At 55.0% G+C, this 14,339-nt stretch carries 12 protein-coding genes; 4 read left to right on the forward strand and 8 right to left on the reverse strand.

Going from position 1 to position 14,339, the window contains the following annotated elements; genetic code table 11:
- Window positions 1-30: 30 nt before the first annotated feature.
- From TH2_RS20225 to TH2_RS20240, 4 genes are all read right to left on the reverse strand, one after another.
- On the reverse strand, window positions 31-645 hold the full coding sequence (locus tag TH2_RS20225; protein WP_008892319.1) for a LysE family translocator: 615 nt from the start codon (window positions 643-645) through the stop codon (window positions 31-33).
- A 90-nt stretch (window positions 646-735) separates the two neighbouring features.
- Window positions 736-1,563: an AraC family transcriptional regulator gene (locus tag TH2_RS20230; RefSeq protein WP_008892320.1), complete on the reverse strand. Its 828-nt coding sequence runs from the start codon at window positions 1,561-1,563 to the stop codon at window positions 736-738.
- A 65-nt stretch (window positions 1,564-1,628) separates the two neighbouring features.
- Entirely contained in the window at window positions 1,629-2,801 is a 1,173-nt protein-coding gene (locus tag TH2_RS20235) for an AI-2E family transporter (protein WP_008892321.1), read from the reverse strand.
- 156 nt (window positions 2,802-2,957) lie between these two features.
- Window positions 2,958-3,776, reverse strand: coding sequence for a YdhR family protein (locus tag TH2_RS20240; protein WP_008892322.1), 819 nt, complete (start codon window positions 3,774-3,776; stop codon window positions 2,958-2,960).
- Window positions 3,777-3,885: 109 nt separating this feature from the next.
- Here TH2_RS20240 and TH2_RS20245 point away from each other — a divergent pair, with 109 nt between their 5' ends.
- On the forward strand, window positions 3,886-4,470 hold the full coding sequence (locus TH2_RS20245) for a TetR/AcrR family transcriptional regulator (protein WP_008892323.1): 585 nt from the start codon (window positions 3,886-3,888) through the stop codon (window positions 4,468-4,470).
- Between the two features lie 44 nt (window positions 4,471-4,514).
- Here the strand turns inward: TH2_RS20245 and TH2_RS20250 are convergent, their stop codons facing one another.
- Complete coding sequence (locus TH2_RS20250) at window positions 4,515-5,186, reverse strand: response regulator (protein ID WP_008892324.1); 672 nt, start codon at window positions 5,184-5,186, stop codon at window positions 4,515-4,517.
- Between the two features lie 433 nt (window positions 5,187-5,619).
- Between TH2_RS20250 and pepN the strand changes: the two genes are divergently transcribed.
- Window positions 5,620-8,259 carry an aminopeptidase N gene (gene pepN / locus TH2_RS20255; RefSeq protein ID WP_008892325.1) on the forward strand — a complete coding sequence of 880 codons (2,640 nt, stop codon included), beginning with the start codon at window positions 5,620-5,622 and terminating at the stop codon, window positions 8,257-8,259.
- An 82-nt stretch (window positions 8,260-8,341) separates the two neighbouring features.
- On the opposite strand, the gene TH2_RS20260 is transcribed toward pepN, so the two are convergent.
- Entirely contained in the window at window positions 8,342-10,546 is a 2,205-nt protein-coding gene (locus tag TH2_RS20260) for a methyl-accepting chemotaxis protein (protein ID WP_008892326.1), read from the reverse strand.
- 752 nt (window positions 10,547-11,298) lie between these two features.
- On the opposite strand from TH2_RS20260, the gene TH2_RS20265 reads away from it, so the two are divergent.
- Together TH2_RS20265 and upp are read left to right on the forward strand one after the other, a co-directional pair.
- Window positions 11,299-12,342 carry an SPOR domain-containing protein gene (locus TH2_RS20265; RefSeq protein WP_008892327.1) on the forward strand — a complete coding sequence of 348 codons (1,044 nt, stop codon included), beginning with the start codon at window positions 11,299-11,301 and terminating at the stop codon, window positions 12,340-12,342.
- 277 nt (window positions 12,343-12,619) lie between these two features.
- Window positions 12,620-13,270, forward strand: a complete 651-nt coding sequence (gene upp / locus TH2_RS20270; RefSeq protein ID WP_008892328.1) for a uracil phosphoribosyltransferase — start codon at window positions 12,620-12,622, stop codon at window positions 13,268-13,270.
- 96 nt (window positions 13,271-13,366) lie between these two features.
- Here upp and TH2_RS20275 read toward each other — a convergent pair whose 3' ends face one another.
- Together TH2_RS20275 and TH2_RS21365 are read right to left on the reverse strand one after the other, a co-directional pair.
- A complete protein-coding gene (locus tag TH2_RS20275; protein ID WP_231959834.1) occupies window positions 13,367-13,810 on the reverse strand; it encodes a hypothetical protein in 444 nt (147 codons plus the stop codon).
- A gap of 201 nt (window positions 13,811-14,011) precedes the next feature.
- The coding region (locus tag TH2_RS21365) for a hypothetical protein (protein ID WP_238538741.1) at window positions 14,012-14,339 on the reverse strand (328 nt) is incomplete at its 5' end.

Here is a 14,339-nt window from a genome sequence, read left to right on the forward strand (position 1 = left end):
GGATCAATGCTATTTTCTCAAACGAACAGCCTATCGTTCTGTCAGCATTAGTTTCAGACCCATCAGGACAAAGGCGCCCGCAAAGCTTTTGCCGATCAGGCTCATGACCTTTGGCCGTTCGATGATGTGGCTGCGTAGCGCCCCAGCAAAACACCCATAAATCACAAACACACCAAACGTCATCGCCATGAAGATCAGGCCGAGCAGGGTCATCTCTATCGTTGTATTGGGCGTGTTAGCGCTAACAAATTGCGGCAGGAACGCGAGGAAGAAGACCGAGAGTTTCGGGTTCAGCAGGTTGAGCAATATGCCGTCGCGGATGATTCTAACAATGCCCGCAGCACTTTCATTGGCGGTGACTTTCATCGCACCGGTCCCAAACCACATGCCCCAGGCCATATAGAGCAGCCACGCCACACCCAGATAGCGCACGATTTCAAAGGCGACTACGCTGGCATGGAGCAGGGCGGCGAGGCCAAGGATGCTGGCGGTCATATGCGGGACGATACCCAACGTGCAGCCAAAGGCTGCCCAGATACTGGCCTTCATGCCGCGTCCCAGTCCAAGTGCCAGGGTGTAGATCACACCCGTGCCGGGCAGGGCGACGATGATGAGCGAGGTTATCAGGAAATCGAGGCTGATCATGGTGTGTCCGTTCGTTTGACTGTTGTTGCCCTCAATTTACGGATAGACAACAGGGCATTCTTGAACGGAATTGCAGGATGTGAGGATTGCTCAGTTTCCGCGAACGGCACGGGCATAGTGGCCCGGTGTCAGGCCAAAGGCACGGACAAAGTGGCGGTTCAGGTGGCTTTGATCGGCAAAGCCCGCGGCACTTGCGATATCGGCAAGCGTTTCGCCGCTTTTGATCATGGCGCGCGCCAGATCAATGCGCCGCTGGATCAGATAGGCGTGCGGGGTGAGGTCCGTCGCACGGGTAAAGTCGCGAAGCGTTTGAAACTTGCTAAGCCCCGTTACGTTTGCAAGATCATCAAGGCTGTGGCTGTGTGTTGGGCTGTCATCGAGCAACGCCTTGGCGCGTTTGATCCGGGCATGGGCAACAGCCGTTCGGGCGTTTGATTTCGGGGTGGGTTCACCGGGACCGATCATGGCGTGATGGAGCATCATCAGCAGCATTTCTTCGCGCCGGAGCCGTGCGCTTTCTTCCGATCCGTTGGTGACGGCATCGAATAACGCCCCAAAACATTGCCGGACGTGGGGGCTATCCATCACGGGGCGGGTGAATTCATATTGATCGGTGGCGGTTTCAGAAAGATCACTTGCCGCGCGCGCGATCAGATCCGGGTCGAAATACAGCATGTTCCAGCCGCGCGGAGCATCGCCAATCGGATGGCCATCATGCACTTCGCGTGGATTGACCGTGATGATGTTGCCTGCCCCGGCCTCGACCATGCCGCGCCCGGAGGCCGATTTTTGCGCACCGGAATGCATGAAGCCGATGCCAAACGCCTCATGCGTGTGTTTGGCAAAGGAATGGCGTGTTTCGGCCATGACGGCTTCCACACCCAGACAATCATGGGCAATGATTTCGACCTTGTTCATCGCACAAAACTGGCAGTATTTGCAGATTTTGGCAATGGCGTAGGGGGTAGTGCTGGCTGATAACGCTACTTGCTGTTTGTCGGAATGGTGCGGTCGGGCGTGTTGCTGGCTGCATGCGGGCCAAGCAGTTCGCGAAGCCCGCCCAGGCCTTCGACGTGATTGGAAATGACGCTGGCAACGATCAGAAGCGGGACGGCAACCAAAATGCCGACAAAGCCCCACAGCCAGCCCCAAAGTGCAATGGCAAGCACAATCGCGACCGAGTTGATTTTAAGCCGGTTGCCAATAAGCATCGGCGTGATCAACTGGCCTTCAAACACCGTGCATGCCAGATAAAGTGCCGGCGCAATCAGGGCCTGTCCGGTGGTTTGCATCGACACAAGCGACACCACGCCAACAATCACCACACCGGTCATTGCACCAAGGATCGGCACATAGTTCAGCACCGCCGCCGCGATCCCCCAAAGAACAGGGTTGGGCAGGCCGATAATTGCCATCAACGTCCCGATCACGATGCCAAGCAGGATGTTGATCGCGGTAATCGTCGCTAGATAGCGCGAAACTTCGCGTTCCACGTCATGGGCGATGCGCAATCCCTTGCGCCGGTCACCAAAGGTCGGAAGCGAGCGGATCAGTTTCTGATAAATGCGGTCACCTCCCGACAGGATAAACAGCAACAGAACAAGCATCAGCGCAATGCCTGCCAGAATATCAGGTGCGCCTTGTGCGGCCTGGCTGATCAGGTTGGGTTCGGCAACCACGACCCTTTGAACGTCTTCATCGCCATTATTCTGATCGGTGGCCTCGGTTACCTGCTTTTGGGCTTCGCGCAGTTTATCAAGCGGTTCGCTAAGATCGGCAAGGCGCAGCCGCAATTGGCGCTCTATATTTGGTGCTTCATCGATCCAGCCCGATACCGGGCCACTCAGGCCATAAATCCCGGCAATCACAGTCGCGCTGAGTGTCAGAACAATGGCAAAGGCCGTAACGGCATTGGGGATGTAGAATTTCGCAAAGGTGCGGACAACCGGCGAAAACACAAGCGACAGCAAAAACGCCAGAACAACCGGCAGCAAAAGACTTTGCGCGACGTAAAGACAGCCCAATGCCAAAACCACAAATGTGCCAATCACTGAAATCGTCCGCGCCCGGCGGTACACCCGCGCGCGCGCATTGGCGGCTTGGCCTGCCTTGGCGTTTGAGGCGTTCGGACTTTCCGTCGCAACGGGGTCGTTCATGCATCTTCTCCGGCTATGGTCTGCCGGGCAGGGTGCATGCGGCAGGAGCTGATGTAATAACGCCCTGGCTGGCTTGGTTGTTCCAGACGTAGCATGAGCGGATTGGCGCACCAGCCAAGGGATGATGCGCCAAAGTTTTTAAGGATGAAAGGGAACTTATGCGTAGAATGGCGATGCCATGTCGATACTGGCTGTCTTTGTCGCATCGGCATCAAACACGCGGGTGTAAAACGCCGCATTCAAGGCCTTGGTCTCGGTCGGGAAGTAATCGATGGCAAAGCGTTTGGCATTCTCAATTGTGTCAAACGCATAGAAGCCACCGACCGTTCCTGTGTGAAGGCCGCTCAACCAGGTTTTGGAAAGAAGACCCGGTTGTTGTTTCAGGATCGGGTTGAAATCGCGCCACGGGCCATTGTCGAATGGCAAAACATGCAGTTGCACCTCGGTATAGACAAATGCGCCCGGGATCTGGTCAAACTTGGCGCCATAATGGGCCGAATTCATATCAAGGCTGGCCTCACGGGTGGCAACCGCATCAAACACGCGTGTCGTTTGCGCAACGCCAAAACCTCTGGCCTCTTCCGGAAAATAACCGGTCACAAATTTCTGCGCATTCACAACGCTGTCAAAGGCATAGATGCCACCGGCCGACAGGTTGCCAACGCCGGAAAGCCACGTTTTGTTGATAAAGCCGGGCTGAGCCTTGATCGCATTATTGATGCGCTGCCATGGCACCTGATCAAACGGAGCAGAGATTTGCAGTTCGGTATAGACGAAGGCGTTCTGTGACATGGGTTCACTTTCTGTTTGGGCGGCAAGGGAATGGCGCAAGATGGATGGTGCGACAAGGGTTGTTCCCGCAACAGCAAGGGTTGCGGTGGCATTTTTCAAGAAACTGCGACGATCCGTAAAATCCCGTGCCGAGGCAGGTGGGCTTTTCGTCAGATCTGCAAGTAGTTTTGCGTCATCTGTCATGATGGTTGATCCAAGTGGTAAAAATATAACGATCGTTATTTAAATAGGTGATCGACAATTGCAGCGTTGTCAATTAAAAATATAACGACCGATATATTTTGAGGGTGAGATGGTCAAAAACCAGACGCGCAAGGAAGAAACCCGTCGCAACATTCTCGACGCTGCAAGTCGCGCCTTTCGGGAGTTTGGCTTTTCCGGGGTCGGGGTCGATGGTATTGCCAAATCGGCCAATGCCACTTCGGGTGCGTTTTATGCCCATTTCGGCTCAAAGGATGGTGCATTTCGCGCCGCCCTTGATCTTGGCCTCGACGAAGTGATTGACGGCGTGCCACGCTTCCAGCGTGAGTTCGGCGATGGCTGGACCGACGCGTTTATTGACTATTACCTTGGCCGCCCTCATCGCGAAGATCTTGCATGCGGTTGCGCAATGACCAGTCTGTCGCCGGAAATGACCCGTGCGGACGGTGAAACCCGCGCACTCTATGATCGCAAGATGCAGACGATTGCCGGGCTGGTGGCAAAGGGATTACCGCAGTTTCCCGATGATCAGCGTTTGGCAAAGGCGTGGTCGTTTTTGGGAATATTGATCGGTGGGCTGACAATTGTGCGCGGCCTGGAAGATAAAGCTGCCATTGACGCTGTGGCAAGTTCGATCAAATCCACAGCGGCAAGTATCCTGAAACCGGTGGGATAAAGACCTGTTTTCGCTTGAAATGGAATGTGCGGGGAAGGCGTGACCTACGCCTCGATTGCCGGTTCCTGCAACTGCAATTCGCGCGCGATGATCACGGCCTGTGTACGGCTATGGACCGAAAGCTTGCGAAGGATGGCCGATACATGGGCCTTGACCGTCGCCTCGGTGACATCAAGCTCATAGGCGATCTGCTTATTGAGCTTGCCTTCGGTCAGCATGTTGAGAACACGCAGCTGCTGCGGGGTAAGCTGGCCGATCTTTTCGGCCAAACCGGTGGCCTCGTCATCGGTCGGGCCGTTTTCCATGGCGTCGCGTGCCCAGTCGGGCATCCACATACCACCGTCCAGCACGGTCTTGACCGCAAGCCCGATCTGATCGACCGGGGCTGATTTCGGGACAAAGGCCGATGCGCCATATTCAATGGAACGGCGCACAACAGGCAGTTCCTGACTGGCCGATACGATGGAAACCGGAATATCGGGATAGGATGCACGCAGGGTAAACAGGCCGGTAAAGCCGTTCATGCCGGGCATATGAAGATCAAGCAGGACAAGATCGATATCACCCTTGTGGGCTTCGATCTGATCAATGGCTTCATACAAGCTGCCGGCTTCAAGGACCGATACGTTTTCCAGTTCTGAGCTTAACGCCTGTTTGAGGGCTCCGCGCACTAGCGGATGGTCATCGGCGATCAGAACCTGGAACGTTTCGGACATTGGCGATTTTTCCCCTGAAAGTTATCATTCCCCGACAGGTCGCAATTATTCTATCCCGTTCAAGCGGAACTCACAAATTATTAGGTGAGAAAAGGATGGGATATTTTTGATTTTGGTAGGGTGCGACCCGGTGGACGCCGATCTGCATGAGAAGATGTTTTGTCTGGAAAACCGGCAGAAAGGTTGAGGGAAACCAAAGATCACTCTCGCCCCACGAAATGTGAAACTTTGGCCCCCCTCGCGCCACCGTTTGAGAGTATGCCCATTAAAATCGGCGCCGTAAACTCCGCATTTGAGGAAAAATGAAATTTATCCTATCAGTGTTATCGCTGACCGAAATTCAGTTCTGAAACACCACACTGCATTGCGAAATTGGCGATTTTATACAATCCGTTCCAAAACCGCGCAGCCCAAGGAAAAAAAGGACCCTTAAATGTCTGAACAGCCGCAAGAGATTCGTCGCGAAGACTATAAGGAACCTGGCTTTATTGTCGAAAAGGTCGAACTGGTTTTTGACCTTGATCGTGACGTGACAAATGTCAAATCGCGCCTGTTTATGGCTGCGAATCCTGTGCGCGGTACCGGAAAGGGGGACGAGGTTTTCCTCCATGGCGAGGATATGAAGCTTCTTTCCGTCACCCTCAATGAAGCCCGCCTGGCGTCCAGCGATTTCACCGTCGATCAGGAAGGCCTGCGCTTTAAGGCGCCGGGGCAAAACTTCATTGCCGAACTTGAAACCCAGATTTCACCGGCCAACAACACCCGGCTTGAAGGCCTTTATGTTTCGCAAAGCGCCTTTTGCACCCAGTGTGAGGCCGAAGGGTTCCGCCGCATCACCTATTTCCCGGATCGCCCCGACGTCATGGCGACCTATAAGGTCACGATCAATGCGAATAAGGAAAGCTGCCCGGTTCTGCTTTCGAACGGCAACCTGATCGACAGTGGCGATCTTGACGGTGGCCGTCATTTTGCCGTGTGGGAAGATCCGTTCCCCAAGCCTTCCTATCTGTTTGCGCTGGTGGCCGGTGATCTGGCCTGTGTCGAAGACAGTTTCAAAACCATGTCGGGTCGCGATGTGGCGCTGCGCATCTTTGTCGAACATGGCAACGAGGACCGCTGTGATTACGCGATGGACAGCCTGAAACGGTCGATGAAGTGGGACGAAGATGTCTATGGCCTCGAATACGATCTGGACCTGTTCAACATCGTTGCCGTATCCGACTTCAATATGGGGGCGATGGAAAACAAAAGCCTCAATGTGTTTAACGCCAAATTCGTTCTGGCCCGCCCGGATACGGCGACCGATGGCGATTATGAACGCATCGAATCCATCGTTGCACACGAATATTTCCATAACTGGTCGGGCAACCGCGTCACCTGTCGCGACTGGTTCCAGCTCTCGCTCAAGGAAGGTTTGACGGTCTTCCGTGATCAGGAATTCTCGGCCGATCAACGGTCCCGTCCGGTGCAGCGCATCAAGGACGTCAATGCGCTCCGCGCCGCCCAGTTCCCCGAGGATGCAGGCCCGCTGGCCCATCCGGTGCGCCCGGACAGCTATATGGAAATCAACAATTTCTATACCGCCACGGTCTATGAAAAGGGCGCGGAACTGATCCGCATGATGCATACGTTGCTGGGGCCGGATGGCTATCGCAAGGGCATCGACCTTTACTTTGATCGCCATGACGGGCAGGCGGTGACCTGTGATGATTTTGCCAAGGCGATGGAAGACGCCAATGGCATCGATTTCAGCCAACTCAAACTCTGGTATTCGCAGGCAGGCACGCCGAAACTCAGCTGGCAGGGCGAGTATGACGCGGATGCCAAACAATACCGTCTGACCATATCGCAGAAAACCGACCCGACCCCGGGACAGCCGGACAAGAAACCGTTGCACATGCCGATCTCAATCGGGCTTCTGGGCGCGGATGGTTCAGACCTCGTCGCCGAAACGGTGGAACTGTCTGAGGCCAGTCAGGAATTTGTCTTTGATGGTGTGACTGAGGCGCCGGTGCTGTCGTTTAACCGGGGATTCTCCGCCCCCGTTAACATCACCACCGATCAGCCCGATGACGAACTTGTCTTCCTGATGGGCAACGACAGCGATGCGTTCAATCGCTGGGAAGCCGGGCAGAAATACGCAACCCGTTTGATGTTGTCTGCCATTGCCGCCTATGAGGCGAATGGTGGCGATGTCGATGCCGCCTTTGCCGATGAACAGGCCCGCGTTGATGCCTTTATTGCGGCAATGCGCGCAACACTTACCAATGACGATCTTGATAAGGCGTTCCGTGCAGATGCGCTTGTCCTGCCGGGAGAGGCGTTCCTGTCCGAACAGCGCAAGCCCGCCAATCCCGAGGCGATCTATCAGGTGCGCACGGCCTTGCGCAAACGCATTGGCCAGGCGCTTTCCGATGATTTCGCCAACACCTATCACCAGAATGCCTCAAACGCGGCCTTTACGCCTGATGCGACGTCGGCGGGGCAGCGTGCCTTGCGGGCAACGGCCCTTGCCTATCTGGTGGCAAGCGGGGCGGATGAATTTGCCGACGTCGCAGTCGCGCAGTATGGCACGGCTGATAACATGACCGATCAGATGGCCGCCCTTTCGGTGCTCAATAACCTTGATCATCCGGGCCGTGAAACCGCATTGGCAGACTTCGAGGAACGCTTTGCCAATGATGCTGTCGTTCTCGATAAATGGTTCTCGTTGCAGGCGATGTCATCGCGTGATGATACATTGGCCCGCATCAAGGATCTGATGAGCCACCCGGCCTTTACCATGCGCAATCCCAACAAGGTGCGTGCCCTGATCGGGGCATTTGCCATGGGCAATCCGCGTCATTTCCATGCCAAGGATGGTTCGGGTTATGCCTTCTATGCCGATCGCCTGATCGAGCTTGATGACATCAACCCGCAGGTCGCCGCACGCCTCTGCGCCCCGCTTGGCAAATGGGCAAAATACGATGTGGATCGTGCCGACAAGATGAAGGCCGAACTTAACCGTATCCTCGCCAAACCGGAAATCTCGCGCGATCTGTATGAAATCGCCTCGAAATCCGTGGCAAGCTGATCACGCAACCATTCTGGTGAAATGACAAAGGGCGGCATCGTTATGGTGCCGCCCTTTGCGTTGGAAAATATCACAAAGCCGATCAGGTCAGCTTCATCCGCTCGCTGAACTCGCGCATTTTCTCTGACAGGTTGCGGGCCACTTCCGAAAGGTTATGGCTGGCGGTGTTCAGATCATGTGCACTGCGCCCGGTGCTTTGTGCGCCATCATTCACAAAGGTGATCATTTCGTCCATCGATCCCGCACCGGCGGCGATGCGTTGAACGTTTTCGGAAATCTCGCCGGTGGCACGGCGTTGTTCATCAACCGATTGGGTGATGGTCGACTGGATGTCGTTGACCTGATGAATAACTTCGCCGACCGTGCTGATCGAATGGGCCGCCTTTTGCACTTCTTCCTGAATGGCGGCCGTCAGGTCACCAATCTGGCCGGTTGCACTTGCGGTCTGATCAGCAAGCGATTTGACCTCGTTGGCAACCACGGCAAAGCCCTTGCCAAGTTCACCGGCACGTTCGGCTTCAATCGTCGCATTAAGCGACAGAAGCTTGGTGCGATGGGCAATGTCGTTGATCAGATCAATGATCGATCCGATCTCGGAACTGGCCTTTTCAAGCGATCCGATATTGCGCTGGCTTTCTTCGGCTTCTTCACGTGCCCGTCCGGTCACGGTGGAAGCCTCGGTCGCCTGACGGTTGATCTCGGCGATGGAGGATGAAAGTTCCTCAACCGCGGTGGCGACATTGCGGGTATTTGATGCCGCCTCGCGCGAGACATCCAGTGCACCACCCGATTGCTGGACTGTGTTTTCCGACTGGTTTGTCAGTTCACTGGCAAGGCTCAGCAACCCTTCGGATTGCTCGGTCACGGATTGGGCCACACGGGCAACCTCGGCCATCAGTTCGGTGACCGCAATCTTGCTTTCCTCACGCTCTGACACGTCGTTCCAGGCCAGCATGGTGCCCAGAAGGACATTGTCCTTATCGCGGACCGGCGCGGCAAGGATATCAAGATAGCCACGGTCGGTCTGGATGATCTCGGTGAAGGGCTGGTTGTTCGGATTGGCAAGCTTTGCCTGGAAGTCTGATCCAAGATTAAGGAAATCACCCGAAATCGTTGCCGTGGTCCCGCCAAGATATTCTTGCGCACTGGCGTTAAGATAACTCAGTTTGCCATCAGGCAGGATCATTGCCGTCATGGTCGGGGTATTTTCGACCATGTTTTGCAGGATCAAGGCCTGACGCACCGATTCACGCAAGGCAATCAAAGCCTTTTTCATCTCGCCGATTTCGTCATTGCCGACATTGGGCAGATTGACGTTGGTGTCGCCGTTTGAAATTGACGTCATCGCACCGGCAAAGGCGCGCAGATTGCGCAGTACCGTGGTGCGCAACAGGATCCAGCCAACAATCCAGGCTGCCAGAAGCACACCGACAAGGATCTCGATCGACAGCAGGCGAAGGCTATCAGTCTGGGCATAGAAATCAGACACGTCGCGGTCAAACCGGGCCTCGGCCCAGACGCCGCCACGACCATCACTGATCATAACCTCGACTGCCGCGCGGTGCGTCGTATCACCTGCCTTGGCCGTTTCGGGCGCCGGCGTATCACTGCTGGCTTCTGGTGCTGCATCCCCGGCATTTTCGGTGGCAGTATCGTTTTCTGCTGTCGGGGCAGTTTCGGCTTCTGCCGCTGCCGGGGCTTCCAAGCTTTCAAACAGCACGTTGCCAGAATTATCCAGAATCTGGAAGTTGCCACCCAAAACCTTGCCGATACCGGCAAGCTGGGGCAGGGGATCGGTGATGACTTCAAGGAAACCAACAGCACGGAACCCGCCGACCGGCAAGATCAGGCTAAAGACCGGACGTCCATCCGGGGTTGCCCACATAAAGCTTGCCGGTTTGCGGGCTTCGGCCTTGTCGCGACCGATCAAATAGGCTTTGACGTCCGGGTCATCAGTGACGCTGGCGCTCAGATTGGCTTCGGACGTCGCCAGTTGATTGAATTCCTGATCATAGGAAATTGCCGCAATCAGGTTTACATCGCCCTGAACCACTTCGCGTGCGTTCGACAGGATGTTGAGTTCGGCTTGCATGCGCGTCTGGTCATTTTCCTGATAACTTTTGACCAGGCTGCCAAGCCGCGACCATTCATTGGCAATGGGGGTAATTTTGTCGGCATAGTCGGTGGCAATACGCGACCCGACAAAGAAATTGACTGTACCACTGACCGAGTTGTTCAGTGTTTCAATCGCAAAGTTGCGATAGGTATCACCGGTCCAAAGAAGCATCCATGTCACTGCACCTGAAACCAGTAATCCTGTTACGAGCAAAATCCGTCGTAACGTCAGAAGGCTGGTAGCGCCTCCTGCAATAGCCGTCTTCGCGGCCTTGTCTCCCGTCATTTTTGTCACTCCAGAGCAAACCAAGTTTATTTTTTGTCTTTGGTCATATTGGCTCGCGTCTCTCCCGCTCACACCTCTACTTCTCAAGAGTAGTTGTTCTGATCCAAGCAGAGCTTGGTTTGGAACACAATCCCTTATTTCTCGATTTCTATAGGATTGCTGCGGCACACAGCCGGGTTGACGAGGTCCGAAATCTGGAAATTCTCGTTTTGGTTGGGGGGCTTAGCCCCGATTTACGAGCGCGATTTCGACGCATTGAAATTTTTTCTGCGAATGTGTGTGATAATCGTTTGCAATTGCAAAAACGATGCTCTATGACTGTGTTTGTCAAATGCAGACGACAACGTCGTTTGTGACCGGCCATCGGGCCTACATGGCGTGCCTGATGGCTTCTATCTTCGGGACTCTCTCTCCCCGAAGGTCGATCTCTCTCACTCGAGGGGGCTGGTATCCGGATCATTGTGCGGGACAATGCCGGAATTCATACCAGTCCCCCTTTTTTTATCCAAAAGACATTGACCCATATCGATCTTTGGCACGCTGCCTGGTTGCATCTGTGCACGGCTTTAGCGTTTTATAAAGGTGCTGTTGGTTACAAAAGCAGGGTAACTTTGATGTCGTGAAGGATGGCCAAGTCCATGGCTGGCGAAGACAACACCAACAAACCCGATTTGCGCGCAACCCCGGAACCGCAGACTGATCCGGATGCCGGGCAAAAGGATGCACCGCTTCCGGCCTTTATATATGGCCGGGACGGGCATGGTGATGGCAGCGCACGTGGGGCAGAACGCTCCGGTGATCGGCAAAACCTTAATGCACGGATAGCGGATATGGATCGCAAAACCCTTCTTGGCCTGGTCACAGGCGCAGGCATGCTCGGCCTTGTCTTGTTCTTTGCCGGAATGCTGGTCGGCGCAGGCTTGTTCATGGATTCTGAAGACGGTGCGCGCACCACCCAGACAGAGCAGCCGCAGGTCGAAATGCTGGCCTCCGCCCCGGAAGAACCCACCGAAATTCCCGATGCCACGCCTGAGGCAACCGAGCCGGCAGCAACAACACCCGCACCGGAAATCAGCGCTGATAGCGAAGACCCGGTCGGCGATCTGATCGCGCAGCGCACAGAGGCACTTTCGGATGACGCATCCGCTGGCAGCGAAGCCGCATCGGATGTGGCTGAAACCGAAGAAGCCGCAGGATCAGAAGAACAGGCGATTGCCGCCCCGGAAATTCGCGACGTAACCGGCGACACCGATGCGCCAGCCGCACCGGAAGCGCCAGCGGTTGAAGACGCACAAGACAGTGCTGCGACCGAGGCTGCGCCAACTACAGAACAGGCACCCGCGCCAGAGGCATCCGAACCGGCGGCTGAAACCGCTGAAACCACGCCGGAACCAGCACCCGCAGCCCCGGCATCAGATGCCAGCAAGCCTTTCTCGGTTCAGGTTGGTGCCTTCAAGGTGCATGAAAATGCCAGCCAGCGTGCCGAGGAACTGCGCGGCAAGGGACTTGAAGTCGCCGTTGTCGTGCGCGGGCCAGAGGACGAGGGGGCTTGGTACTATGTCCGGATCGGGTCCTATGCCAACCTTGCAGCAGCCCGCGATGATGCGGCCAAAATCAAGGCGGATCATTCGATTGACGGTTTCCCGGTTCGCGCAGAGCCAAATGACCGCGTCGTAGACTGATCAGATCGGGTTCGCATCCGGTACGGTTAGTCGCACACTTTATATATAGAGATGTAATACTGCAGAGCGGGGTGGTCATATGGGCTGCCCCGCTTTTCTATTGGGCTTGGCGCATTCAATTGCCAAATTCATGTCATCGGGTTTGTTTTTGTCCTCTGATTGGGGCATTCTGCTTGCCATCTTTGGGTAAAGGCGCTACGCGCTAGGTTCTCAAACACCAGACCGGCAGCCGCTTGATTGGAACGGCTGCAAAGCAAGACAGGATGGCCGATAGCACATGAGCACGCACAAGGATTTCCCGAACCTTCATATTCTTGATCATCCGCTGATCCAGCATAAGCTGAGCCACATGCGCAAGGTCAGCACGTCGACCAAGACCTTCCGTCAGTTGCTCAAGGAAATCGCCCTTCTCATGGGCTATGAAATCACCCGCGAGCTTCCTGTCAGCTATGAAGACATCGAAACGCCGATCTGCGCGATGAAGGCGCCGGTCATTCAGGGCCGTAAACTGGCGGTGGTTCCGATCCTGCGTGCCGGTTCGGGCATGGCCGATGGCCTGATCGAACTGATGCCGTCCGCGCGCATTGGTCATATCGGCCTCTATCGCGATCCGGAAACCCACATGCCGGTCGAATATCTGGTCAAGCTGCCCGAAGTCGAAGGCCGTACCTTCATTCTGGTCGATCCGATGCTGGCAACCGGGAACTCGGCAGTGGCGGCGATCGATACGCTCAATAAATACGGTGTTGCCGACAAGGACATCCGCTTCATGGCGCTGGTTGCTGCCCCCGAAGGGGTCAAGGTCTTCCAGGATGCCCATCCGGATGTGCCGATCTATACCGCCGGCCTTGATGAGAAGCTTAATGAAAAGGCCTATATCGTTCCGGGTCTTGGCGATGCCGGCGACCGACTGTTCGGTACGCGCTAGGCCCATCGACCAGCCATTGCGTTTCGCATTAAAAAAGGGTGCCGTTTGGCACCCTTTTTGTTTTTGAAGTTTTCGGCGGTCTGGTCGGGCAGGCAATCAGCCCTTTGGCGATACCGTGATATCGACCACCGACCCGCTAAAGGAGCCCCCGGTCAACTTGATGGTCGCAACCCGGTTTTCACGGTCATAGACCAGAACCGAAATATCGGCGCGGACCACGGTCACCTTGCTCCAGCCAAAGTTTGGCATTTCGCGTTCATAGAAATCATACATCTGCGCTTGCGATCCGCCGGCATTCAGGACAAGCCGTCCGTGCCAGGCATCGGATGCGCCAAAGATGATGCTTCTGTCCATATCGAGTGACGAATTGGACGGCATCGGAATATCTGTGAACTGGGTGAAAGACGGACCTGGTTGGCCACCTTTGCCTTCACTGCTGCCCGGGCCCGTATTGGGCACAAGATTGGTGCCAGAGCACCCGGCAAGAGAGAGCCCCGCAAAGGCGGCGGCACATATAAGATATTGTCGCAGTCTCATCATCTTCCTTCGGTCCCCTGATGCCCGTCTTATAACGAGGGGTATGGATATCTCGCCCTATCATCGGGTCATAATGTAAAGGAAAGGTTCACATATTTGCTTTTGCGCCATTTTGCGGCCTTGCCCGGATGATATGTCCTTCTGGACTAAATTGTCGGAACTATCACGGTTAATATGACCTTTAATATGGTCGTGCGCATTGCATCACATCAAACGGGTTGAACCTGATTTTGGGCCGATAGACGAATCAACGGCCTGTAATCTTGGTTTTTTCGAATCATTTTGATCCGGCGCAATGTTTTTTGCCCGGTAAAAGCCCAGTCTTTGCGGGTCTTTTTCAGGACCTTTTCGGGATTTTTCAACCAAGAGTCTGATGGGGACTGGTGTCTGACTTTTATGGTTGGATATGTCTTTTCGATTATGTTGTTGAAAAATAACAATATTCAGAAAAGTTCCCATTAAATGCATTTTTTTCTGAAAAAGGTGTTTACAGGTCGGGATAGGGGCCCTATAACCCGCCTCCACCGACGGG

Origin of the sequence: Thalassospira profundimaris WP0211 (genome assembly GCF_000300275.1) — a bacterium.
Taxonomy (GTDB): domain Bacteria; phylum Pseudomonadota; class Alphaproteobacteria; order Rhodospirillales; family Thalassospiraceae; genus Thalassospira; species Thalassospira profundimaris.